This is a genomic window from Stenotrophomonas sp. HITSZ_GD (genome assembly GCF_029543105.1).
Taxonomy (GTDB): domain Bacteria; phylum Pseudomonadota; class Gammaproteobacteria; order Xanthomonadales; family Xanthomonadaceae; genus Stenotrophomonas_A.
In genome coordinates, this window is sequence record NZ_JARQXB010000003.1 from 53,075 (window position 1) to 77,115 (window position 24,041).

The 24,041-nt window shown below is 70.6% G+C and carries 21 protein-coding genes; 13 read left to right on the top strand and 8 right to left on the bottom strand.

Annotated features, from left to right (window positions below):
- Positions 1-187: 187 nt before the first annotated feature.
- Positions 188-850: an energy transducer TonB gene (locus tag P6166_RS03690; RefSeq protein WP_277763184.1), complete on the bottom strand. Its 663-nt coding sequence runs from the start codon at positions 848-850 to the stop codon at positions 188-190.
- Between the two features lie 289 nt (positions 851-1,139).
- Positions 1,140-1,874 (bottom strand): SIMPL domain-containing protein, encoded by a 735-nt coding sequence (locus P6166_RS03695; protein ID WP_277763185.1) that lies wholly within the window; start codon positions 1,872-1,874, stop codon positions 1,140-1,142.
- Between the two features lie 120 nt (positions 1,875-1,994).
- Between P6166_RS03695 and P6166_RS03700 the strand changes: the two genes are divergently transcribed.
- The 3 genes from P6166_RS03700 (at position 1,995) to P6166_RS03710 (ending at position 8,042) form a co-directional block, all read left to right on the top strand.
- Positions 1,995-2,567, top strand: coding sequence for a Maf family nucleotide pyrophosphatase (locus tag P6166_RS03700; protein ID WP_277763186.1), 573 nt, complete (start codon positions 1,995-1,997; stop codon positions 2,565-2,567).
- Positions 2,567-4,054, top strand: a complete 1,488-nt coding sequence (rng, locus tag P6166_RS03705) for a ribonuclease G (protein ID WP_277763187.1) — start codon at positions 2,567-2,569, stop codon at positions 4,052-4,054. The genes P6166_RS03700 and rng overlap by 1 nt, the downstream gene beginning before the upstream one ends.
- 121 nt (positions 4,055-4,175) lie before the next feature.
- Entirely contained in the window at positions 4,176-8,042 is a 3,867-nt protein-coding gene (locus P6166_RS03710; protein ID WP_277763188.1) for a YhdP family protein, read from the top strand.
- Between the two features lie 243 nt (positions 8,043-8,285).
- Here P6166_RS03710 and P6166_RS03715 read toward each other — a convergent pair whose 3' ends face one another.
- A complete protein-coding gene (locus tag P6166_RS03715; RefSeq protein WP_277763189.1) occupies positions 8,286-9,038 on the bottom strand; it encodes a DUF6065 family protein in 753 nt (250 codons plus the stop codon).
- A 101-nt stretch (positions 9,039-9,139) separates the two neighbouring features.
- On the opposite strand from P6166_RS03715, the gene tldD reads away from it, so the two are divergent.
- Positions 9,140-10,585: a metalloprotease TldD gene (gene tldD / locus P6166_RS03720; protein WP_277763190.1), complete on the top strand. Its 1,446-nt coding sequence runs from the start codon at positions 9,140-9,142 to the stop codon at positions 10,583-10,585.
- 64 nt (positions 10,586-10,649) lie between these two features.
- Here the strand turns inward: tldD and yjgA are convergent, their stop codons facing one another.
- Entirely contained in the window at positions 10,650-11,225 is a 576-nt protein-coding gene (gene yjgA / locus P6166_RS03725; RefSeq protein WP_277763191.1) for a ribosome biogenesis factor YjgA, read from the bottom strand.
- A gap of 62 nt (positions 11,226-11,287) precedes the next feature.
- On the opposite strand from yjgA, the gene pmbA reads away from it, so the two are divergent.
- A complete protein-coding gene (pmbA, locus tag P6166_RS03730; RefSeq protein WP_277763192.1) occupies positions 11,288-12,655 on the top strand; it encodes a metalloprotease PmbA in 1,368 nt (455 codons plus the stop codon).
- A 75-nt stretch (positions 12,656-12,730) separates the two neighbouring features.
- Positions 12,731-13,120, top strand: coding sequence for a DUF4870 domain-containing protein (locus P6166_RS03735; protein WP_277763193.1), 390 nt, complete (start codon positions 12,731-12,733; stop codon positions 13,118-13,120).
- A gap of 70 nt (positions 13,121-13,190) precedes the next feature.
- On the opposite strand, the gene P6166_RS03740 is transcribed toward P6166_RS03735, so the two are convergent.
- From P6166_RS03740 to P6166_RS03755, 4 genes are all read right to left on the bottom strand, one after another.
- Positions 13,191-14,066: a farnesyl diphosphate synthase gene (locus tag P6166_RS03740; protein ID WP_277763194.1), complete on the bottom strand. Its 876-nt coding sequence runs from the start codon at positions 14,064-14,066 to the stop codon at positions 13,191-13,193.
- Positions 14,056-14,316 carry an exodeoxyribonuclease VII small subunit gene (locus P6166_RS03745; protein ID WP_057647250.1) on the bottom strand — a complete coding sequence of 87 codons (261 nt, stop codon included), beginning with the start codon at positions 14,314-14,316 and terminating at the stop codon, positions 14,056-14,058. The genes P6166_RS03740 and P6166_RS03745 overlap by 11 nt, the downstream gene beginning before the upstream one ends.
- A 36-nt stretch (positions 14,317-14,352) precedes the next feature.
- Positions 14,353-15,642: a tRNA lysidine(34) synthetase TilS gene (gene tilS, locus P6166_RS03750; RefSeq protein WP_277763195.1), complete on the bottom strand. Its 1,290-nt coding sequence runs from the start codon at positions 15,640-15,642 to the stop codon at positions 14,353-14,355.
- Positions 15,643-15,723: 81 nt separating this feature from the next.
- Positions 15,724-17,433, bottom strand: coding sequence for an alkaline phosphatase (locus P6166_RS03755; protein WP_277763196.1), 1,710 nt, complete (start codon positions 17,431-17,433; stop codon positions 15,724-15,726).
- 163 nt (positions 17,434-17,596) lie between these two features.
- Between P6166_RS03755 and P6166_RS03760 the strand changes: the two genes are divergently transcribed.
- The 7 genes from P6166_RS03760 to P6166_RS03790 all read left to right on the top strand — a co-directional run bounded on the left by P6166_RS03760 (position 17,597) and on the right by P6166_RS03790 (position 24,031).
- Entirely contained in the window at positions 17,597-18,931 is a 1,335-nt protein-coding gene (locus P6166_RS03760) for a dicarboxylate/amino acid:cation symporter (protein ID WP_277763197.1), read from the top strand.
- A complete protein-coding gene (locus tag P6166_RS03765; protein WP_277763198.1) occupies positions 18,928-19,362 on the top strand; it encodes a GNAT family N-acetyltransferase in 435 nt (144 codons plus the stop codon). The genes P6166_RS03760 and P6166_RS03765 overlap by 4 nt, the downstream gene beginning before the upstream one ends.
- Before the next feature lie 232 nt (positions 19,363-19,594).
- Positions 19,595-20,194 carry a chaplin family protein gene (locus P6166_RS03770; protein ID WP_277763199.1) on the top strand — a complete coding sequence of 200 codons (600 nt, stop codon included), beginning with the start codon at positions 19,595-19,597 and terminating at the stop codon, positions 20,192-20,194.
- Positions 20,195-20,251: 57 nt separating this feature from the next.
- Positions 20,252-20,812: a hypothetical protein gene (locus P6166_RS03775; RefSeq protein ID WP_277763436.1), complete on the top strand. Its 561-nt coding sequence runs from the start codon at positions 20,252-20,254 to the stop codon at positions 20,810-20,812.
- Between the two features lie 45 nt (positions 20,813-20,857).
- Entirely contained in the window at positions 20,858-22,345 is a 1,488-nt protein-coding gene (locus P6166_RS03780; RefSeq protein WP_277763200.1) for an adhesin, read from the top strand.
- 132 nt (positions 22,346-22,477) lie between these two features.
- A complete protein-coding gene (locus tag P6166_RS03785; protein ID WP_277763201.1) occupies positions 22,478-23,167 on the top strand; it encodes a C39 family peptidase in 690 nt (229 codons plus the stop codon).
- A gap of 12 nt (positions 23,168-23,179) precedes the next feature.
- Positions 23,180-24,031 carry a hypothetical protein gene (locus tag P6166_RS03790; RefSeq protein ID WP_277763202.1) on the top strand — a complete coding sequence of 284 codons (852 nt, stop codon included), beginning with the start codon at positions 23,180-23,182 and terminating at the stop codon, positions 24,029-24,031.
- The last annotated feature ends 10 nt before the right edge of the window (positions 24,032-24,041 follow it).

The window sequence follows — 24,041 nt, forward strand, 5'->3', positions numbered from 1 at the left end:
CGTCACGAAAAATTCATGCTTGCAGCACAAATGTGACTTTGGTGGAATTTTTGCCACACGGCGCCAAAATTTACAATTTGCCGTCAACGGCGGCGAACGTGTGCGCTTCTGTCCGTACGGGATCGGATTGCTGCAGTGCGGCGGCGGCGGCCGCAGCCGGCCGCCGCCGTCGCGCTGCGCGCCAGGCTTAGTTCAGGGAAAACGCCACCGGCACCAGGCCGATCGCCTCGACGGCTTGGCCGTCCTGCATCGCCGGCCGGAACCGCCATTGGCGCATCACCTGCTGCTGTGCCGCCTGGTCCAGCACGCGGTGGCCGCTGCTCCGGGCAATGTCCACGGCCACGGGCCGGCCTTCGGTATCCACGTGGACCTGCAGGAGCACGGTGCCCTCCAGGCGGTCCTTGAGCGCGGTGCGCGGGTACGCGGGCGCCGGGGCGCGCAGGTATTGCAGGCTCGCACCCACGGCGGGCGGCGTCATCGCCGGTCCGGTGTCGAAGGTGGGCTGGGCGGGCGCCGCTTGCGCGGGCACGGCGTTGGGCGCGCTGTCGGCAGTGGCTTCGGCGATGCCGGGGGTCGGCGGGGTGGGCGCGCTGCGGTGGACGGGGGTGGTCGGGGGCACGGGGCGTGGTTCGGCCGGTGCGATCGGAACAGGCACGGGCGGCGTGGGCACAGTGATCGGGATCTGCCAGCGCGGCACAACCGGCGGCGGTGCGTCCGGGGCGGGGCGGCGGCTCAACGGAACCAGCAGCAGCAACAGGGCGAGCAGGTGCAGGGCAATCGCCGTGCTCAGGGCGAGGATGCGCGAGGGATCGAAGCGGAAGGCCAACGGCGAATAGTGCGTGCGAACCATGTCCCACCTCCTTGGAAAAGGAACTGCGGAGTGATGCTGCACGGGTGTCCCCGGAAGACGCCGCCACCGGAGGCACGCCTGCGGTTCGATCATTGGCCCAGGCCCGGGTGGCTGGATAGGGTGTCGGTTTGGCGCGTTTTGCTTCGGTTGGGTTTGGGGTGGGCGCGGCCTGCCGCCCGGACGCTCGATCGTCCAGCGCGAACAGGGCGGGACGGCGAGGGTGGACGGTCGCTCCAAAAAAAACGGGGCCGGATCGACCGGCCCCGAGTGCTTTGCTGCGGGCTCGTGCTTACCTGGCCAGCTCGAACGTCACGTCCAGGTTGACCGACAGCGTCGTCTCGCCAGGCGACACCGGGGTGTCCATGGCCGCGCTCTGCGCGCGCGCCGCCATCATCATCACCGGGCGCACGCCACCGCCGCGGCCTTCGGAAATGCTCACGATGCGGCGCACCTTCAAGCCCAGCTGGCGGGCGTAGGTGTCGGCACGCTGCTGCGCCTTCTTCAGCGCGGCGATGCGGGCTTCGTCATAGACCGGCTCGGGGTTGTCGATCTCGAAGCTGGGGCCGTTGATCTGGTTGGCGCCCTGGGCGGCCAGGGCGTCGAGCACCTTGCCCAGGCGCGAGACGTCGCGCACCTTCAGGCTCACGGTGTTGCTGGCCTGGTAGCCGTTGATCTTCGGCGCTTCGTTTTCCTTGTACTGGTACTGCGGGCTGAGGTTGATGCCGCTGGTCTGCACGTCCTTGTCGGCGATGCCCGCCGCCTTGATCGCGGCGACCACCTTGCTCATCTGCTCGGCGTTCTGGCGCATGGCGGTGTTGCCGTCGGCGGCCTGGGTGACGACGCCGGCCGAAAGACGGGCGATGTCCGGCACGCGGCTGGCCTCGGCCTCGGAAGACACGTTGAGGATCGTGGCGTCGGCGGGCAGGGTGTAGGCGGGGGCGGCGGTCTGGGCCTGGGCGGTCATGGCGAGGGCCAGCGGGGAAAGGGAAAGGGCAAGCAGCAGGGGCTTGAAGCGGGTGCGCATTCGACGGTCCTTGAGGATGGGCGGGGCCAGCGTGATTTCGGCACGATGAACCGCCTGTGAGCCGGGCGTGCGCCGCCGGTGAGGGCGCGGCTTCGCGGGGCCGCGGGTTATGCTTCGCCGATGCTCTGGCTCGCTTCCCGTTCCCCCCGCCGATCCGAACTCCTGCAGCGCCTTGCCATCCCCTTCCAGGTCGTGGACCTGGACGTGCCGGAAGTGCGCGGCGCCGACGAGCCGGCCCATGATTACGTGCGTCGCGTGGCGCTGGACAAGGCCCGCGCCGGCCTGGCCGCGGTGCGCGAGCGCGACCCAGACGCACGCGTGCTGGGCGCCGATACCGAGGTGATCCTAGGCCAGCGGGTGTTCGGCAAGCCGGCCGATGCGCAGGACGCGGCGGCGATGCTGCGCGCGCTGTCCGGCCAGGCCCACGACGTGGTCACCGCGCTGGCGCTGGTGGAGGCCGGCGGGCGCGAGCAGGTCGATACGGTGGTGTCGCGGGTGCGCTTCGCGCCGCTCGACGAGGCCACCATCGCCGCCTACGTCGCCACCGGCGAGCCCATGGGCAAGGCCGGGGCGTATGCGATCCAGGGCCGTGCCGAAAGTTTCGTCCAGCACCTCGAAGGCAGTTATTCGGGCGTGATGGGCCTGCCGCTGCACCAGACCGCGCAATTGCTCAACCCCCACGGAGCGCCCTGATGTCCGAAGAGATCCTGGTCAACGTGACCCCGCGCGAGACCCGCGTGGCGGTGATCGAGAACGGCATGCTGCAGGAGCTGCACATCGAGCGCGGTTGGCGCCGCGGCGTGGTCGGGAACATCTACAAGGGCAAGGTGCAGCGGGTAATGCCCGGCATGCAGGCGGCCTTCGTCGAGGTCGGGCTGGAACGGGCGGCGTTCCTGCACGCCAACGACGTGGTGCGCGTGGCTCCGCCCGGCGTGGTCGAATCCGGCGAGCCGCCGCTGACCCCGGCCACCGCGGTGCCCATCGTGGAACTGCTGCGCGACGGCCAGGACGTGGTGGTGCAGGTGGTCAAGGACCCCATCGGCAGCAAGGGCGCGCGGCTCACCACGCAGATCAGCATCCCCTCGCGCTACCTGGTGCTGCTGCCGCAGTCCAAGGTGGTCGGCGTGTCGGCGCGCATCGAGGACGAATCCGAGCGCGCGCGGCTCAAGGGCCTGGTCACCGAACTGGCCGCCAGCCACGGCGGCTACGGCTACATCATCCGCACCAACGCCGAGGGCCAGCCGGCCGAGGCGCTGGCCGAGGACATTGCCTATCTCTCGCGGGTGTGGAACGTGGTGGAGCGCCGCGGCCGCGAATCGCCGCCGTGCAGCATCATCTACGAGGACCTGAGCCTGCCGCTGCGTTCGGTGCGCGACCTGATCCGCAAGGACGTGGAGAAGGTGAAGGTTGATTCCAAGGAAACCTTCGGGCAGCTGCAGGCCTTCGTCGCCAAGTACATGCCGGTGCTGGCCGAGCGCATCGAACTGTATGCCGGCGACCGGCCGATCTTCGACCTGTACGGGGTCGAGGACGAGATCGGGCGCGCGCTGGAGAAGCAGGTACCGCTCAAGTCCGGCGGCTACCTGGTGATCGACCAGACCGAGGCGATGACCACCATCGACGTCAACACCGGCTCGTTCGTCGGCCAGCGCAACCTGGAGGAGACGGTGTTCCGCACCAACCTGGAGGCGGCGCAATCGGTGGCGCGCCAGCTGCGCCTGCGCAACCTGGGCGGCATCATCATCATCGACTTCATCGACATGGACGATCCCGAGCACCGCCGCCAGGTGCTGCGCACGCTGGAGAAATCGCTGGCGCGCGACCATGCCAAGACCACGGTGTACGACTTCTCCCCGCTGGGCCTGGTGGAGATGACCCGCAAGCGCACCGTCGAGAGCCTGGAACGCCAGCTCTCCGAGCCGTGCCCGGAATGCGGCGGGCGCGGCAGCATCAAGACCACCGAGACGGTGACCTACGAGATCTTCCGCGAGATCACCCGCGCGGTGCGCCAGTTCGACGCCGCCCGCCTGCTGGTGATCGCCTCGCCGAAGGTGGTCGCGCGGATCACCGACGAGGAGTCCACGGCGGTGGCCGAGCTGGAGGAGTTCCTCGGCAAGACCATCAGCTTCCAGTCCGACGACCAGTACCTGCAGGAGCAGTTCGACGTGGTGTTGTTGTGAAGGCCGGCCGGGCGGCCCGGCGCGGTGAAGGGGCTTTCGTGACGCCGTTGCGGTGGAGTTCCGCCCGCAGCTGGCATGCTGTGCGGCTCCGTCCTGCCTGCCGCCCGTTTTCCGGACCCTGATGCCCACGCCGCTGCGCCGCCGCCTGCGCCTCACCCGCCGCTATGCCAGCTACACGCTGGCGCTGGGCGTGGTGCTGGTCGCCTTGCTGGTGGGCGCGCTGAGCCAGTTGCTGCCTTTGGTGGAACGGCAGCCGCAGAAGGTCGAAGCCTGGCTGAGCGCGCGCGCCGGCCAGCCCGTGCATTTCGACGCCATGCGCACCGAATGGACGCGGCGCGGCCCGCTGCTGCGCTTGCAGGGCCTGCGCGTCGGTGCGCGCGACGGCGTGCGGGTGGGCGAGGCCGAGGTGATGGTGGCGATGTACTCGGGCCTGTTGCCCGGACGCTCGCTCACCGAGCTGCGCCTGCGCAACCTGGCGCTCACCTTGCAGCGCGCGGAGGACGGCGCGTGGTCCGTGCAGGGCCTGCCCAGCACCGGCAGCGGCGATCCGCTCGATGCGCTGCGCCGGCTGGGCGAACTGCAGGTGGTGGGGGGGCGGCTGAAAGTGCACGCGCCGGGCATCGGCATCGACACCGAGCTGCCGCGCATCGACCTGCGCCTGCGCGTGAGCGGGCACCAGGTGCGCGCCGGCGGCCGCGCCTGGATCGATACCGCCCATGCGCCGCTCAGCGCGGTGCTGGATTTCGACCGCCATGCCGGCGACGGCACCGCATATGCCGCGGCATCGCCGGCCGATCTCGCCGCCTGGTCGCCGCTGCTCAAGGCGGCCGGCGTGCAGCTGGCCGGCGGCGAGGGTCGCGCGCAGGTGTGGGCGCAGCTGCGAGCGAACCGCATCGTCGCCGTCACCACCCAGGCCGACCTGGGCAGCGTGCGCCTGCGCGGTACCGCCGCCAACGGGCCGGTGCCGGCCGTGGCCTGGGACCGCCTGCAGGCCAGCCTGCGCTGGCGCACCACCCCCGAGGGCTGGCGCGTGGACGCGCCGCTGCTGCGCATCACCACCGGCGGCAAGGTGCAGCCGCTGGATAGCCTCTCCGTCGCCATCGGGCGCCGCTACGCGATGAGCGGCCGCAATCTCGACGCCACCCCGCTGCTCGCCGTGCTCGGGCTGACCGACCAGGTCGAGCCGGGCCTGCGCCGCTGGTTGCAGCAGTCGCGGCCGGCGCTGCGGCTGGGGCGCCTGCGGGTGGCCGGCGAGCAGGGCGGCCCGCTGTGGGCCGAAGGCCGCCTGGACGAGCTGGCCTTCGCCAGCGCCGGCCACGCGCCCGGGCTGAGTGGCCTGCAGGGCGAATTCGAAGGCGATGCCGATGGCGTGCGCTTGCGGCCGGTGCCTGCCGCGCTGGTTCGCTTCGACTGGCCGTGGGGCTTCGGCGTGGTGCACGAACTGCGGCTGGCCGGCGAGATCGTCGGCTGGCGCGAAGGCGGCGGCTGGCGCGTGGCCACCCCGGCGCTGCGCGTGCAATCGCACGAATACGCCGCCAACGTGCGCGGCGGCCTGTGGTTCCAGGCCGATGGCACGCGCCCGCGCATCGACCTGGCCGCCGAGCTGGACGATGCCCCGGTGCCGGTGGCCAGCATGTTCTGGGTCCACGGCAAGATGAGCCAGAACGCGGTGGACTGGCTGGACATGGCGCTGGCCGGCGGCACGGTCACCGGCGGCACCGGCCTGGTCAGCGGCGACCTGGACGAATGGCCTTTCGACGAACGCAACGGTCGCTTCGAGGCCACCGGCCACATCCGCGACGGCGTGATCCGCTTCCAGCGCGATTGGCCGGCGATGGAGCAGGTCGAGGCCGATGTCGCCTTCATCGGCAACGGGTTCGAGCTGCATGGCCGCGGCGACCTGGCCGGCGCGCCCGTGGGGCGGCTGGAGGCGGGCATTCCCGATTTCGGCGAAGGCCAGTTGTACGTGCGCGCCCAGACCGATGCCGACGCCTCGCGGCTGCTCTCGGTGTTGCGGCGCAGCCCGCTGCACGCCAGCTATGGCGACACGCTCGACAACGTCACGGTCAGCGGCCCGGCCGACACGAGCTTCGACCTGCTGCTGCCGCTGCACGGCGGCCCGGGCGGCCACCTGCAAGGGCAGGTCGCGCTGCAGGGCGCCAAGCTGGCCGACAAGCGCTGGGACCTGGCCTTCGACCAGGTGCAGGGCACGGCCCAGTACAGCAGCGGGGGTTTCGCCGCCGAGGGGCTGTCGGTGCGCCACCACGGCAACGCGGGCACGCTGGACCTGCGTGCCGGCGCGCCGGTGAAGGACCCGGCGCAGGCGTTCGAGGCCAGCTACACCTCGCTGCTCGAAGCCAAGGACCTGTTCGACCGCGCGCCGCAGATGGCCTGGCTGCAGCCTTACGTACACGGCGCGTCGAACTGGCGGGTGGGCGTGAGCCTGCCCCGCGCGCAGCCGGGCAAGGCCGAGCCGGCCAGCCACCTGCGGCTGGATTCGGACCTGGTCGGCACGACGCTCGACTTGCCGGCCCCGCTCGACAAGCCCGCCGACCGGCCCCTGCCGACACGCGTCGATGTCGCGCTGCCCTTGGGCAGCGGCGAGGTCGACGTGGCCTTCGGGCACTTGGTGGCGCTGAAGGCGGTGACGCAGAAGGACCGCACGGGCGTGCGCGTGGTGATGGGCAGCGACACCGTCGCCGACGCGCCGCCGGAGCATGGCCTGGTCGTGACCGGCCACACCGCCTCGCTCGATGCGATGGACTGGATCAGCCTGGCGCGCGGCGGCGACAGCGACGAAGGCGACAGCCTGCCGTTGCAGCAGGTGGACGTGCAGGCCGATCGCCTGCTGCTGATCGGCGGCGCATTCGCGCAGACCCGCCTGCGCCTGAAGCCGCAGCGCGACGAGATCGCCGTGCAGCTGGACGGGCCTTCGTTGCAGGGCACGCTGCAGGTGCCCAACGCCGACGGCGCGGTGGTGCGTGGCGACCTGCAACGCGTCTACTGGCAATCCGCCGCGGCGCCGGCCGCGCCACCCGCCGATGAAGAGGCCACCGCGAGCGGCGCCTTGGCGCAGAGCGTGCCCGAGCCGCAGCGCCGCGCGGTGGACGAAATCGATCCGGCCAAGCTGCCGCCGCTGGCGCTGGACGTGGCCGACCTGCAGCTGGGCAAGCTCAAGCTCGGCAAGACGGTGCTGCGCACGCGCCGTCTCACCGACGGTTTGCAGCTGGACCAGTTGCAACTGCACTCGGCCGACCAGGACATCGCCTTGACCGGCGCGTGGCGCGGCAAGGGCGAGGCGGCGACGACGCGGCTGTCGGCGCGGCTGGACAGCCGCAACCTGGGCGACCTGGTGCGCGACCTGGGGTTTGGCGGGCAGTTGCGCGCTGGCGAGGGCGAGCTGCAGCTGGATGCGGGCTGGCCCGGCTCGCCCACCGGTTTCAAGCTCGCGGCGCTGGAAGGCAACCTCAAGGTAGCGGCACGCAACGGGCAGTTGCTGGAAGTGGAGCCGGGCGCGGGCCGGGTGTTGGGCCTGCTCAGCGTGGCGCAGCTGCCGCGGCGGTTGATGCTGGATTTCCGCGATTTCTTCTCCAAGGGTTTCGCGTTCAACCGCATCGATGGCGAGGTGCGCTTCGGCGACGGGCTGGCGCAGACCAGCCAGGTGCGCATCGAGGGGCCGGCGGCGGACATCGACATCCGCGGCGCGGCCGACCTGCGCCAGCAGCAGTTCGACCAGACCATCGACGTGCATCCGAAGTCGGGCAACTTGCTGACGGTGGTGGGCGCGGTGGCCGGCGGGCCGGTGGGCGCGGCGGTGGGGGCGGCGGCCAATGCGGTGCTGTCCAAGCCGCTCGGCGAGCTGGGCGCGCGCACTTACCGGGTCACCGGGCCGTGGAAAGATCCGAAGGTGGAGGTCGTCGGGCGCGAGGAGCACGACGCGGCCGATGCCACGCCTGCTGCTGGGAAGAAGGCGGATCCGAAGGACTAGGGCTTTCGGTTAGGTTTTCGCGCAGAGCAGCGGTGGGGTTTACCGTGCGGCAAGCGGTGGGCAAGCCGCATCGGGACACGCCGTGAATCCGTCCCTGGAGGCTCGTAGGCGACATCCATGTCGCCTACGGTCCCGATGCGGCTTGCCCACCGCTTGCCCGAAACGTTCCCGGCGCCTTTGCACTGCATCCACCCCTGTGCCTTTTTGCCGCCCTTTTGTAGGAGTGGCTTCAGCCGCGACCCTTCAATCCTTCTTCTCCGCGTCTTCTTCGGCCCGCACGAAACCCGGCAACCGCAATTTCGTGCGGTGGCCCGGTTCGGGCGTCGGCGAGTCGCCGGTGACGCCGCGGAAATAGCCGCGCTGCCAGCGTTCGCGCGAGGCCTCCGAGTTCGGGTCGTTGAGGTCCTGCAGGAACTGACCGCGGCTTTGCGTCCATTGCGTGTATAGACGTTCCAGGTCCGGTTCGTCTGAAAGCGGGCGCCATTCGGCCTTGCAGTCGTCCAGCATCCTGCGCTGCAACGGGAACAGGTGGCAGAACGGTTCGCCCGCCTGGAAGCGCACGCGGCCCGGGCGGGTGAAACGCCAGTTCATGGTGAAGGTGTAAGGGCTCCAGTCGGTTTCCACGATGCCGGTCAGGCCGGCGATGCCGTCCTTGGGGCGGTTCACCGGGCCGCCCACCATCAGGTCCACGCCTTCCTCCGTGCGGAACAGGCACGGGACATGGAAGGTCAGCACGCCGTAGCCGAAGTGGCTCACGGCGGGGGCGTGGGTGCCGGGGTCGGCGTAGATGCGCACGTCGTTCAATGCGTTGCCGCCGGTCCATTCGGCCATGAAGCCGGTCTGGCACAGCAGCTCCCAGCCGTGCGAGTTGGCGATCGCCAGCGGCAGGCAGCGGTAGGCGTAGTGCTGCTCGGTGGCGTCCATCCAGTCGCGTTCGCGCGGGGCGGGGCGGATGTCCAGGGTGTGGCCATCGAGGACGTAGGCGGTCAACTTCATCGGCATTCCCGGCCGGGGCGTGGGCGAAGTGTCCCGCGTTTGCGCACGTTTCCGCCAGATCGCGGCTTGTGCGCGGCCACGCCGGCCCCCATCCTGAGCACATGACCGATCACGCACTCGCCCTGGCCGAAACCCGGCTGCTGCTCCCCGCCGGCCTCGATGCCGGGCACCTCGACCGCACCTTCGGCACCCTGCTCGGGCCCGGGGTGGATTTCGGCGACCTGTATTTCCAGCATTCGCGCCGCGAGAGTTGGAGCATGGAAGACGGCATCGTCAAGGATGGCGCGCATTCCATCGAACAGGGCGTGGGCGTGCGCGCGATTGCCGGCGAGAAGACCGGCTTCGCGTATTCGGACGATATCCAGCGCGAGGCGCTGCAGGCCGCCGCGCAGTCCGCGCGGGCGATCTCCCGCGACGGCGGCGCGCAGCCGGCGCGCGCGCTGGTCGGCGGACAGGGCCGGGCGCTGTACCCGGCCACCGATCCCATCGACGATCTCGACAACGCCGCCAAGCTCGACGTGCTGCGCCGCCTGGACCAGTTCCTGCGCGCCGCCGACCCGCGGGTGAAGCAGGTGATGGTGAGCCTGTCCGGCGGGGTGGACACGATGCTGGTGGCGCGCAGCGACGGCGTGCTCGCCGCCGACGTGCGCCCGCTGGTGCGGCTCAACGTGCAGGTGATCGTGGAGCACAACGGCCGCCGCGAAAGCGGCTACGCCGGGGGTGGCGGCCGCTACGGCTATGCGGAGTTGTTCGCCGACGGCCGCCCGGAAGGTTTCGCGCGCGAAGCGTTGCGCCAGGCGCTGGTGAACCTGGACGCGGTGGCCGCGCCGGCCGGCACGATGCCGGTCGTGCTGGGCGCCGGCTGGCCCGGCGTGCTGCTGCACGAGGCGGTGGGCCACGGGCTGGAAGGCGATTTCAACCGCAAGGGCACCAGCGTCTATGCCGGACGCATCGGCCAGCGCGTGGCCTCGCCGGGCGTCACCATCGTCGACGACGGCACGCTGCCGGGCCGCCGCGGTTCGCTCAACGTGGACGACGAAGGCACGCCGACAAACTGCACCACGCTCATCGAGGACGGCGTGCTGGTGGGCTACATGCAGGACACGCTCAATGCGCGCCTGATGGGCATGGCGCCGACCGGCAACGGCCGCCGCGAGTCCTTCGCGCACCTGCCGATGCCGCGCATGACCAACACCTACATGCTCGCCGGCCAGCACGACCCGCAGGAGATGATCCGCTCGGTGAAGAAGGGCCTGTACGCGGTGAACTTCGGCGGCGGCCAGGTCGACATCACCAGTGGCAAGTACGTGTTCTCGGCGACGGAGGCCTACCTCATCGAGGACGGCAAGATCACCGCGCCGGTGAAGGGCGCCACGCTGATCGGCAACGGGCCGGAAACCATGCAGAAGGTGCGCATGGTCGGCAACGACCTGGCGCTGGACGAAGGCGTGGGCGTGTGCGGCAAGGATGGGCAGAGCCTGCCGGTGGGCGTGGGCCAGCCGTCGTTGCTGATCGACGGGCTCACCGTCGGCGGCACCCAGGCCTGAGGCGCGCATGCGCGCGGGTGCGTGGAGCGGGCAGGGCGCGTGGCGACGCGGCGCGCGCCCGCGCTCAGTCTTCTTCGCGCGCGGGGGTATCGTCGGCTTCTTCGCCGGCATCGTCCTCGCCGGCGGTGCGCGCCAGTTCGCGCAGCACCTGGAAGATTTCCCGGAACGCGCGCGGCGGCTTGTTGCGCAGCTTCTCCTCGCGCGCGTTGCGCAGCAGCGCACGCAGGTGCTGGCGGTCGGCGTGAGGATATTCCTCCAGCAACTCGGTCAGCGCCTCGTCGCCCTCGGCCAGCAAGCGCTCGCGCCAGCGCTCCAGGCGGTGCATGGTCGCCACCTCGCGGCGCGAGGTCTCGCTGTTGGCGTCGAGCGCCTCGCGGATCTTCTCCAGTGTCTCGTCGTCCTCGCGGCGCATCTGCTTGGCCAGAAACGCCAGCTGGCGCTTGTGGGCGATATGTGCGGTGATGCGGCGCGCTTCCTCGATGTGCGGAACCAACGATTCGGGCACCGGCAGGCGCGAGAGCTGCGCCGGGGTCAGCGCCACCAGTTTCTCGCCCAGGGCCAGCACTTCCAGGGCTTCGCGCCGTTGCTGGCTGCGGCTGCTGCCGAGGAATTCACCGGTTTCTTCGTCACGTCCGCGCATCGTCTTTCCAATTCTTCTTGGCCGCGACCCACGCGCGGCATTGACTCGCACAGGATAAAGCATTGAACGCGATCTCCCCCGATCTTCACGCCGCCGACGACAGCCAGGCCCGCCTGGACCGCTTGTCCGAGCTGTCCGAACGGCTGCTTGCGCGCGCCCGCGCGCTGGGCGCCAGCCAGGCCGAAGTGAGCTGCAGCGAGGAAACCGGGCTGGACGTGAATGTCCGCCTCGGCGAGGTCGAGACGGTGGAATCCACGCGCGATCGCGGTATCGCCGTCACCGTCTATTTCGGCCACCGCAAGGGCAGCGCCAGCACCGCCGACCTGCACGAATCCAGCCTGGAGGCCACCGTGGCCCAGGCCTGCGCGATCGCCCGCCACACCGAGGACGACCCGGCTTCCGGCCTGGCCGACGCCGCGTTGATGGCGCGCGCGTTTCCCGACCTGGACAGCTGGCACCCGTGGGCGCTGGAGGCCGACGCCGCGGTCGACCTCGCGCTGGCGTGCGAAGCCGCCGGCCGCGACGCCGACCCGCGCATCGGCAATTCCGATGGCGCCTCGGTGGGCAGCAACGCCAGCCTGTCGGTGTACGCCAACTCGCATGGCTTCATCGGGCGCGAACGCACGACCTCCTATTCCATCGGCTGCGCGCTGATCGCCGGCCAGGGCGAGGGCATGCAGCGCGATGGCTGGTACAGCAGCGCGCTGGCCCGCGAGGACCTGCAGACCCCGCAGGCGATCGGCCGCCGCGCCGCCGAACGCACCGTGGCCCGGTTGCAGCCGCGCTCGCTGGCCACCGCGCAGATGCCGGTGATCTTCGCGCCGGAAATCTCGCGCTCGTTGGTCGGCCACCTGCTCGGCGCGATCTCCGGCGGCGCACTGTACCGCCGCGCCAGCTTCCTGCTGGACAGCGTCGGCCAGCCGCTGTTCCCGGCGTGGCTGGATATCGACGAGCGCCCGCACCTGCGCCGCGGCCTGCGCTCGGCCGCGTTCGATGGCGACGGCGTGGCCACGCGCGAATCGGCGCTGGTCAGCGGCGGCGTGTTGCAGCGCTACGTGCTCGGCAGCTATTCGGCGCGCCGGCTGGGCCTGCAGACCACCGCCAATGCCGGCGGCGTGCACAACCTTCGGGTGTCCGCCAACGCGAAGGACTTGGCCGAGCTGGTCGCCGGGCAGTCGCGCGCGCTGCTGGTGACCGAGCTGATGGGCCAGGGCGTCAACGCGGTGACGGGCGACTACTCGCGCGGCGCCGGTGGTTTCCTTGTCGAAAACGGGGCCATCAGCCATCCGGTCGACAACGTCACCGTCGCCGGCAACCTGCGGCAGATGTTCCAACGCATCGCCGCGGTCGGCGCGGACATCGACCCGCGCTCGCACATCCACATCGGTAGCGTGCTGGTGGACGGCCTCACCGTGGCCGGCGAGGGCTGATCGGGGCGGACGTCTTGACAGGATCGGGGGCAGGCACCGACAGTGCCTGCGCCCTCTCATGCCAAGGAACGAACGATGAGCGAATACGACACCTCCGCCTCCCCGCCGCCGCCGCCGCTGGTCACCTCCGCGCCGCAGGAAGAACGCACGCTGGCGCTGGTGGCCCACCTGCTGGGTATCCTGACCTGGTTCGTCGGCGCACTGGTGGTCTGGCTGATCAGCAAGGACGCCAACCCGTCCAAGCCGTTCGCCACCGACCAGGCGAAGGAAGCGCTGAACTTCCAGATCACCATCGCCATCGCCTACGTGGCCTGCTTCATCCTCACCATCGTGTCCTTGGGCCTGCTGTCCTTCCTCGGCTTCCTGGTGTGGGTCGCCAACGTGGTGTTCTGCATCATCGCCGCGGTGAAGGCCAACAACGGCGAGGCCTACCGATACCCGGCCACGCTGCGGCTGATCAAGTAATCCCCGCGACGCGTTGGACGAAAAGGCCCGGCTTTCGCCGGGCCTTTTTCATGCCACCACCGCGCGCGGCTCAGTGGCCGCGTTCCACCGCCAGGCGTGCCAGCGCCGCCAGAGGCGCGGCCGCATCGCCTTCGCCGGCGAGGGCGGCGTGCATCCGTTCGCTGAGCGCGGCCAGCTGCGCGCGCGCGCCGTCCAGGCCGAGCAGGGCGGGGAAGGTGGATTTGTTCTGTGCCGCGTCCTTGCCGGCGGTCTTGCCGAGCTGCGCGGAGTCGGCCTCGACATCGAGGATGTCGTCGCGCACCTGGAAAGCCAGGCCGAGCGCGGCGGCGAAATCGTCCAGCCGCGCCAGCGTGGCCTCGTCCGCGCCGCCGCCCAGCGCGCCCATGCGCACGGACGCGCGGATCAGCGCGCCGGTCTTCAGTTCGTGCATCGCGGTGAGCTGCGGCAGACCCTGCACGTGGCCGGTGGCATCGATATCCAGCGCCTGCCCGCCACACATGCCGGCCGCGCCGGACGCGCGGGCCAGCGTGCGCAGCCAGGCCACGCGCAGGGCGTCCGGCGCGGGGCTGTCGGCCAGCACCTCGAAGGCGAGGGTCTGCAGCGCGTCGCCGGCCAGGATGGCGGTGGCTTCGTCGAAGGCGATGTGCACGGTGGGCTGGCCGCGGCGCAGGTCGTCGTCGTCCATCGCCGGCAGGTCGTCGTGCACCAGCGAATACGCGTGGACCATCTCCACGGCGGCGGCCGGGGCATCCAGCAGCGCCTCGTCGGCGCCGAGCAGGTGCCCGGTGGCGTAGACCAGCAGCGGACGCATGCGCTTGCCGCCCCCGGTGGCGGCGTGGCGCATCGCCGCGTGCAGCCGCCGCGGCGCCTGCGTGGCGTCGGGCAGGCAGGTATCGAGGAAGGCTTCGCTGCGCGCGCGCCAGCGCGCCAGCCGCTCAGCCGCCATGGAGCGGGGCGTCGAACGGTTCGGCGTCTTCCGGGCGCGCCGGATCGGTGAGCAGCTTCACGCGCAACTCGGCCTGCTCCAGCGCTTGCTGGCACTGGCGGTACAGGCCGACGCCGCGCTCGTAGGCGGCCAGCGACTGTTCCAGGCTGAGGTCGCCGGCTTCCATCTTGGCGACCAGCTGCTCGAGTTCTTCCAGCGACTGCTCGAAGCGGGCGACCGGCGAGGTCTCTGGGGGGGACGTCTTGGGCATGCGCAAAGTGTGCGCGGCGGGGACGGAAGGGTCAATTCACGCCGCCGGCGGCCGCCACGCCAGCTGCGCGCCGCGCGCCTGCAACCAGGCCGCGAACGGGGCCGATAGCAGGGTGTCGCCGGCGGCCTGCAGCGTGTCGCCTTCCCACAGCAGCGGCAGGGCGAAGCGCCGCCACGGCGGCATTGCCGCCTCCTGCAACAGGTGCTTGAGCGCACTGGAATGCGTGCGCCCCGGCAGGCGCAGGCGTTCGCCGCCGCGGCGCGCGCGAACGGTGAGCGGCTGCGCGAAGCCCGCCGCGCCGTGCAATGCGAGTTCGCCGCCATCGGGCAGCGCCAGCGGTGCGCGCCCGTCCCAGGACGCCGACCACGCCGCGGGCCAGGGGGCGGGGGGTGGCAACAGGTGCAAGTGAGCGCGCCAACGGCGGATTTCCACGCCGTGCCACGCGAAACGCGCGCCATCGCCCGCGTGCAGCACTTCGTTCTCCAGCGCGGCGATGCCGCGTGCCGGCAGCGCGGGCGCGGCCTGCTGCGCCACCCAGCGGCGCAACAGCCGGGCGCGCTGCGCGGGCGGTTCGCGCCGCAGGGCATCCAGGGCCAGGGTGTTGTCGGGCGCGTGTTCGGCCAACCACGCTTCCTCGCGCACGCCCAGCAGCGCGCTGGCCTGCCCGCTGAGCGCCGCGCTGGCGGCCAGCGCGGCCTCGGCCTGCGGCCAGCGCTGGCGCAGCAGTGGCAGCACCTGGTGGCGCAGGAAATTGCGGTCGTGGTGCAGGTCCGTATTGGCGGGATCCTCGATCCAGCACAGCGCATGGCGTTGTGCGTAAGCGCGCAGCACCTCGCGCGGTACCGCCAGCAGCGGACGCCACAGCTGGCCGGCCGCGAAGGGGCGCTGCGCCTGCATCGCCGCCAGGCCTTCCGGGCCGGAGCCGCGCAGGGCCCGCAGCAGGAAGGTTTCGGCCTGGTCGTCGCGATGATGCGCCAGCGCCAGCCACTCGCCCGCGCGCAGCACTTCGGCGAACGCCGCGCGCCGCGCGGCACGCGCCGCGCCTTCCAGCCCCAGCCCGCTGTCGCGCGCGACCTCGACCCGGCGCACCTCGCATGCCACGCCCAGCGACGCGCACAACGCCGCGCAGTGCGCCTGCCATGCATCGGCCTGCGCATGCAGGCCATGATGGATGTGCAAGGCGCGCAGGCCGCGCGCGCGGTAGTCAGGCAAGGCCGCCAGTGCGTGCAGCAGCACGCTGGAATCCAGCCCGCCGCTGAGCGCGACCAGCACCGGGCCGGGGGACTGCGCCGGCAGCAGCGCGGGCACGTCGCGCGGGGCGCTCACCGCGCGCTCCGGCGGCCCACGCGGTGAGCGCGGGTCGGGAAGGGAAACAGGCAGGGCAGGGCGGGGACCGGGTTCACCCGGTCATTGTGCCGCCTTGCGCTCGAAACGTTCCGGCTGGGGCAGTTCCACCGGCACGCCATCGGCGTTGCAGGTGCCCGCATCGCACAGGCGCTGGCGCAGCCTCGGCGTGGCCTGGACGATCACGTGGTAGATCACGTTCTCCTCCAGCGTGCCGCGGAATGCGCCGCTGCCCGGGCCGGTGGCCCAGATGCCGACATCCTCGCCGCCGTGGGTTTCCGACTTCAGCGGCACCAGGCTTTCCTGCAGGTAGGCCGGCGCTTCGGTATCCACGTGGGTGAGGTCGGGGCGACCTTCCACCGGCTCGGTGCTGCTCGGTTCGTGGTTGAACTTCTTCGGCCCGGCCGGCTGCGCGTTGCTGGCGCCCGTATAGCCGGGGCCGTTGGCGTAGCTCAGGGTGGTGTAGGGCTGGCCGTTGAGATCGCGCGCGTACTGGCTGCGGTCGCCATCCTCGCCGCCGAGGCCGCGCACCTTGCCCAGGATGGGGTTGCCGCGCACCGGGTAGCCGACGAAGTTCAACGTGTGCGAATGGTCGGCGGTGACGATGATGAGCGTGTCGGCCGGTGCGGTTTCCACTGCCGCGCGCACCGCGTCGGACAGCGAGACGGTTTCATCCAGCGCGCGGAACGCGTTGCCGGCGTGGTTGGCGTGGTCGATGCGGCCGCCTTCGATCATCAGCACGAAGCCGTGGGGATCGCGCGACAGCGAGCGGATCGCGGTGCGCGTCATCTCCGTCAGGCTCGGCTCGCCTTGCGGGCCGCGCTTGCGTTCGTGGTCGTACTGCATGTGGTCCGGCTCGAACAGGCCGAGCAACGCCGGCGCCTCCTGCGCGGCCTGCAGCTGCCCTTCGTTCCACACGTAGCGGCCCTGCGGATGCTGCTGCTGCCATTCGGCGATCAGGTCGCGGCCGTCCAGGCGCAGGCCCACCTTGTCGTCGTATTCCGGGTCGCGCTCGCTGGCCGGCATCAGCTCGATGCGCCCGCCGCCCATCACCACCTGCGGTCCACGGCCGTAGCGCTGCGCGGCGATCAACTGCTGGGCGATGTCGCGGCAGCCGGCGGCCTTGGCGGCCTCCGGCACGTCGGCGTCGCTTTCCCAGTTGCGCTCGGGCGAATGCGCGTAGGTCGCCGCCGGGGTGGCGTGGGTGATGCGCGTGGTGGTGACGATGCCGGTGGCCATGCCGGCGCTGTCTGCCAGGGTCAGCCAGCTCAGCAGGCCCTTGCCGAGGCTGTCGGCGCATCCCTCGCGCGTGCCGGCGCTGACGCCGATCGCGCCCATGTGGGTCTTCACGCCGGTGGAGATGGCGGTCATGGTGCCGGCCGAATCGGGCGTCTGCGAATCGGTGTTGTAGGTCTTGCTGAAGGCGGTGGCCGGGAACTGCTCCCACGACAGCAGGTTCTCCTCGCCCGGGCCGCCCTTGCGCTGGCCGTCGAGGATGCGCGCGGCGGCCACGGTGGTCAGGCTCATGCCATCGCCCAGGAACAGGATGACGTTCTTCGCCTGGCCGGCCATCGCGCCGTTGGCGGCCGCGCGCGCGGCGCCGCTGCGGTACCACCACTGCGGCGTTTCCTGCTGCGGGTGCCGGATCGGCGGCACGTCGACGGGCGCCACGGCGGTGCGGGGCGGGCTGGCGGTGCTGGCGCAGGCGCCCAGCAGCAGGGTGGACAGCAGGCCGAGCGCCGGCAGGCGCGGATCGAAGGCGCGGTGCGTCATCTGGAAGGGGAGCTCTCGCGGGAAACCGGTCCCCATTATGAACGGGCCAGCACGTCAGGCGGGTGACACGGCGATGCCGGCACGCCGGTGTTCCAGCGGTGGCGTCGTCCGCGCCGACGGGATCGGATAAGGTGCCCCGGTCTTCTTTCGATACCCGCCGATGATGAAACTGGTCTCCGCCTGGTTCCGCATTCCCTTCTGGCAACGCGTGGTCGCCGGCTTCGTGCTCGGCGCGCTCGCCGGCTGGGCCTTCGGGCCGGCCGCCAAGACCTGGTTCGAGCCGCTGGGCGACCTGTACGTCACGCTGATCAAGATGATCGCCGTGCCGCTGGTGTTCTTCGCGGTGATCAACGCGATCTCCTCGCTGCACGGGCAGAAATCGGTGGCCGCGCTGGGCGGGCGCACCTTCCTGTGGTTCATCGCCACCGCGGCGATGGCGGTGTGCGTGGGCCTGGCGGTGGGCACGCTGATGCAGCCCGGCGCGGGCCACTTCGGCCTCAGCGTGGATGCGCAGTGGACCCCGCGCGACGTGCCCAGCCCGGTGAAGGTGCTGCTGGACGTGGTGCCCTCCAACCCGTTCTACGCGCTCACCGGCATCGGCACGCGCACCAATGCCGCCGGCGAGACCGTGCTGGCCGCCGGGCGCGGTTCGATCCTGCCGGTGATCTTCTTCGCCGCGCTGCTGGGCTTTGCGCTGGTCAAGCTTGGCGAGCGCGTGGCCGAGGCACGCAAGCTCGTCGGCCAGATGAGCGAGATCATGATCCAGGTCACCCGCTTCGTGCTGGAGGTGACCCCGATCGGCACATTCGGCCTGATCGCCGGGCTGGTGGGTGCGTACGGCTTCGAGAAGCTGCTGCCGTTCGGCAATTTCGTGCTGGCGCTGTACATCGCCTGCATCATCCACATCGTGTTCGTCTATGGCTCGCTGCTGCTCGCGCACGGCTTGAACCCGCTGAAATTCTTCCGCGGCGCCGCGCCCGGCATGCAGGTGGCGTTCGTGTCCTCCTCCAGCTTCGCCGCGATGCCGGTGGCGATGCGCTCGATCACGCACAACCTGGGCGTCAACAAGGACTACGCCGCCTTCGCCGTGCCGCTGGGCGCGAGCATCAAGATGGACGGCTGCGGGGCGATCTACCCGGCGCTGTGCGCGGTGTTCATTGCGCAGTACACCGGCGTGCCGCTCACCGCCGACCAGTATTTCGTCGTGTTGATCGCCTCGGTGCTGGGCAGCTTCGGCACCGCGGGCGTGCCTGGCACGGCGGTGGTGATGGCGACCGTGGTGCTGAGCGCGGCCAACCTGCCGCTGGAAGTGATCGGTTACCTGTACGCCATCGACCGCATCCTGGACATGATGCGCACGATGACCAACGTCACCGGCCAGATGCTGGTGCCGGTGCTGGTCGCCAAGGAGACCGGCCTGCTTGACCGCGCGGCCTACGAGCGTGCATCGAGCAACGTGGGCGTGGAGGACGTGCCCGGCGAGGGGCATTCTTCTTGAATGCCGAAGCGGGCTATCGCGTCGAGGCGTTGACGCCTTCGCTGCACGATTACCTGCGGTTGCGCCAGCTCAGCGGGCTCTCGCCCAAGAGCGAAGCCGGTGCGCGCATCGGCCTGGCCCATTCGTGTTTCGCCGTGCGCGTGGCGCACGGGGCCGAGATCGTCGGCATGGGCCGGGTGATCGGCGATGGCGGCTGCTTCTTCCAGATCGTCGACATCGCCGTGGCGCCGGCGCACCAGGGCCAGGGCGTGGGCAAGGCGATCATGGCCGCGCTGATGGACTGGCTGCACGCGCATGCGCCGGATCGCGCCTACGTGTCGCTGATCGCCGATGGCCCGGCCAAGCACCTGTATGCGCGCTTCGGCTTCGCCGAAACCGCGCCCGCTTCGGTGGGCATGGCGCGCCTGCTCCGTCGCGACGAGGCGGTGTAACGCTGTAAAGCGGCCCTGTATCGCCGCTGTTACGCCGCGCGCCGATGCAGGCGCGACAAGGGCCTCACCCCGATGAACGCGCGCCCGCGCACGCCGCGCCCGCACCGGCCTGTCACATACACGCGGCCCTTGCGCCGCGGCACCCGCGCGCAAGTGCCTGAAAACACGGGCTTCCCGTACTTGGCACGGTAGCTGCTCTCTCCCTCCCCGCACGCACAGTGGGGGAGATCCCATGGAAAGCCCGACGCCGCGGCGGACGCCGCAACTGCTGATCCTGGTGATCCTGCTCGCCAGTGCGCCTTGCCTGGCCGACGAATTCCCGAAGATTCCGCAAGCCCAGGACCACGGCAAGCCGGTGGGCGCCGGTGCGCGCCAGGGCGTGTATGCCAGCCCCGGCGAGATGACGCTGATCCGCGATGTCGCTACCCGCCCGGCCTACCGGCCGGCGCCGCCGGGCGTGGCGACGATCGCCAACCCTTCGCCGGCGCGTGACCTCGCCCGCACGCTCGGCACCGACGACGGCTTTGCCGAACTCTCCGACGACGACTACGCCGCGATGGGTTCCGGCGCCGGCCTGCCCGGCACGCACGGCGCGCAGGGCGGTACGGTGACCACGGTCGAGCGCATGACCGGCAGCGCCGTCACCGGCACGCTGGGGCGCGTGGCCGGCAGCGACGGCCTGTTGAGTGGCAACAACCTCAGCCAGAGCATCAACGGCCCGGTGGGCGCGGTGGGCAACGCCACCCGCGGCATCGGCGACACCGTGATGGGCGCGCTGTCGCAATTCCCGCTGGGCGCGCCGGCCGGCACCGGCCACGGGCCGGGGAACTGAGCCGTGCGCACGCAGGCGCTCTGGCTTCTCGTGCTGGCCGCATCGCCCCCGTTGGCGATGGCGCAAGCCGGCGACGACTACGCGCAAATGCTCGGCTACCTCGCCGATAGCCGCATCGACGGCCGCGCGCTCGCCAACAGCCAGGGCGCCATCGCAGTGAACCAGGCGGCCGGCGACCTCAACCTGCAGGCCAACCTGCGCGCGCTGGCCAATGGCGGCCGCGCGCAGGCGCAGGTGCAGGCCATCCAGATCCATGCGGGCGACCGCTACGACACGCCGCTGCACGCCTCGGCCACCCTCGGTGGCGAAGCGCTCGCGGGTGCCAGCGGCATCGCCTCCATCAACCAGGCCAGCGGCAGCGGCAACACGGAACTCAACGCCGTGGCCGCCACGCTGGCCGACCAGGGCATACGCGAAACGAACGACGACACGCTCGCTTCGTTCGCGTCGGCAGGGGGGCAGGGCGAGGCCGTGGAGGGCCAGCCCGGCGGTACCCGCAGCGTCGGCGTCGAGTCGACGGCGTTGCGGGGATTCGGCGGTGTCCTGCAACTCAATCAGATCGCGGGTTCCGGCAACGCGACAGGCAACCAGTTGAGCCTGTCGGTGCAGAACCCGTGAGGCGTAACACCACCCGATAGTCAGCACACACGAGAAGAGGGCACCATGAACGCGAATCACAAATGGACGGTACTCGCCATGGCGGTTTCCACGCTGGTCTTCAGCGCGGCGGCCAGTGCGACGGATGACCAGAACCAGAGCGCCAACATCAACCACCTGCACAACGTGGTCGAGTCGCGCACCCACACGAACACCAATACCAACACGAACACCAACGTCAACACGAACGTCAACACCAACATGAGCCTGGACGCGCAGGCCAAGTTGCGCATGGATGCGGCCACCAAGCTGCGTTACGACGGCACCCGCACCGACGACGACACCAACATCTCCTACGACGAAACCCGCAACGTCGACGTCAACGAACACCACAACGTGTCCGGCGACGAGAAGAAGGAGAAGAACAACCACGGGCAGGATGCCAACGTGGAACGCGATTCGCGCCTGAAGACCGCCATCACGCTCACCGGCGATCCCACCGTGAGCGGCGACCTGGAAATCGACTCGGCCGCCACCGCGCTGATCGACAACCGCCAGACCGTCAGCGGCAACAAGGGCATCAACGACAAGCTGACCAACGATGCCTCGATCGGCGACGACGTGGCCTCGGAGGGTTCGGGCAACCTCGGCTTCAACGTCGCCGCCGGCGACAACAATGCCCAGGACAACGCCGCCGCGCTGTCGGCCGCCGACAGCAGCTTCACCTTCGGCATGGCCGACGCGGCCGTGTTCGTGAACCAGGGCGGTGCGGACAACGTCACCATCAACAAGGGCGTGACCAACACCGCCGGCGCGGGCGACAACGCCTTCAGCGGCGCCACCGGCAACATCGGCGTGAACATCACCTCGGGCAACAACAACGAGCAGAAGAACGCGCTGTCGGCCTCGGTAGCCACCAGCCGCGTCGCCACCGCGGCGATCTCCTCCAACCAGGTTTCGGCCGGCAACTTCACCAAGAACGAAGGCACCGTGGAGAAGTACACCGACACCACCGAGGTCACCCTGCGCGGCAAGGTGCAGGGCTACACGGCGGCGGTCGGCTACGGCGGCTACGAGGGCGAGACCTCGGGCAGCACGGCCAGCACCGGCAGCTCTTACCAGAAGGGCAACTTCTACCTGGATACCTGGTCCGGCGACACGCATCCCAGTGGCAACCAGACCGGCCACATCGACATGGACAACGAGATCCAGGGAGCGATCGCCAACCCGAACCGCCAGGGCGTGGGTGGCATCGCGTTCGACAACGACAGCGAAGGCAGCTACGAGGGCACCGAGAGCGGCGACCTGGGCTTCGTGGAGCTGGGCGTGGCCGATCTGTATGCGCAGCTGAGCGGCACGGTGAAGACCAGCCGCTGGGTGGTGGTCGATGCGACCAACACCGCTTCGCTGTCCGGCTCGGCGTTCTCCAATGCCTCCGGCAACATCGGCGTGAACGTCTCCGCCGGCACCGGCAACCTGCAGGCCAACAGCCTGGCCCTGGCCGTGGCGCAGCCCTCGACCGGCGCCCCGCCGCCGAGCGGTGGCGGCGAGTAAGCCTGGCCGCATTCGCCGCCACGCGGCGTTGATGGAGCAACAAACCCGGCCATCCGCCAATGGCCGGGCCACCCCGGAAGCCCCCGTTCCAAGTCCCCCTGGGGCGGGGGCTTCCAACCAGGAACCCGCGCGATGAACCGTACGATCCTGCTCTGCCTGCTGGTGTGGCTGTGCCCGAGTGCGTGGGCCGGCGAAGTGCCGTTTGCCGGCGTGCTGCCCAACGGCGCGCTGTACACCGGCCAGGTGGAGAGCATGCACGAGGCACGCTATCGCTATCTCGTGCGCCAGCAGACCGACTACAGCTGTGGCGCCGCCGCGCTGGCCACCATCCTCAAGTACGCCTATCACCTGGACGTGGACGAGCACACCGTCATCGAGGGCATGATGGGCGTATCGGACCCGCAGATCGTGCAGGAGCGCGGCTTCTCGCTGCTGGACATCAAGCGTTATGTCGAGACGCTCGGCATGCGCGGGCGCGGTTACCGCATCAACGAAGAACGCCTGCGCAGCCTGCGCGTGCCCGGCCTGGTGCTGATGGACGTGCGCGGCTTCCGCCATTTCGTGGTGCTCAAGCAGGTGCTGGGCGACCGCGTGGAGCTGGCCGACCCGATCCTGGGCAACCGCAACATTCCGTTATCCGATTTCGTCGCGGCGTGGCCCTCGCGCGCCGTGTTCGTGGTCATCGGCAGCGACTTCGACCGCAACACCGTGCTGCTGCAGCCGAGCACCCGCCCCAGCGCCCGCGCGTTGTATGCGCGACAGGGGCCGATCACCGAAGCGGAGCTGGTCGACTTCGGGTTCACCCATGCCGACCTGTTCTGAAGGAGCTTTGCCATGAACAAGCCCAATCCCTTGCTGCTGGCCCTCGGCGCGGCGCTGCTGCAGCCCGCGTTCCAGGCGCGCGCGCAGAGCGCCGACGATGCGCCCGCCCCGCCGGGCAGCGGCATCAGCGAGATTTCCGACGACGAGCTGTCCACCATGCGCGGCCGCTACACCGTGGGCGACAACACCGTGGCCTGGTTCGGCGTGTCGATGATCTCCACCTGGCAGACCGCCACCGGGCAGGTGCTGGAAAGCACGATGAAGGTTTCCATGGACTTCAGCCACGGCGGCAACGCACCGAAGGTGACGTTTACCCCGACCGTGAGCATCACGCGCGCCGATGCGCCCGAACCTCTGCCGGCCGCCTCCGCGGTGGCCGGCGTGGCGACCGCGCAGGCGCCCACGCCGCCGCGCAGCGAGCCGCAACGCAGCGTCGATGCCAGCGGCCTGCAGAACGTCTCCGGGCTGGTGCAGAGCGTGCAGGTGGCCGGCGATGCCAACGCGGCGACCAACAGCACCCAGCTCACCGTGCGCGAAGGCGCCGCGCCGGTCGCCGCCGCCGCGGTCGATGCGTCCCCCGCCACGGCCACCCTCACCGACGGCGCCGCCACTGCCAGCGCCCGCTACGCCAACGGGACCGCCGGCGTGCTGCTGCTGATCGCCGGACAGGGCGAGGTGCAGCAGTGGATCCGCAACGGCAGCGTCGGCCAGAGCATCCAGCTCACCGGCGACGCGCAGCAGATCAGCAACCGCCTGCAGCTGGACCTGGTCCGGCAGTCGGTATCCAACAACCTGCCGCTGAACCAGAACGTCGCCCAGGCCATCACCCTGGCGCGCGGGATCGGCCCGGGCAACGGCCAGTAGGGCCATCACT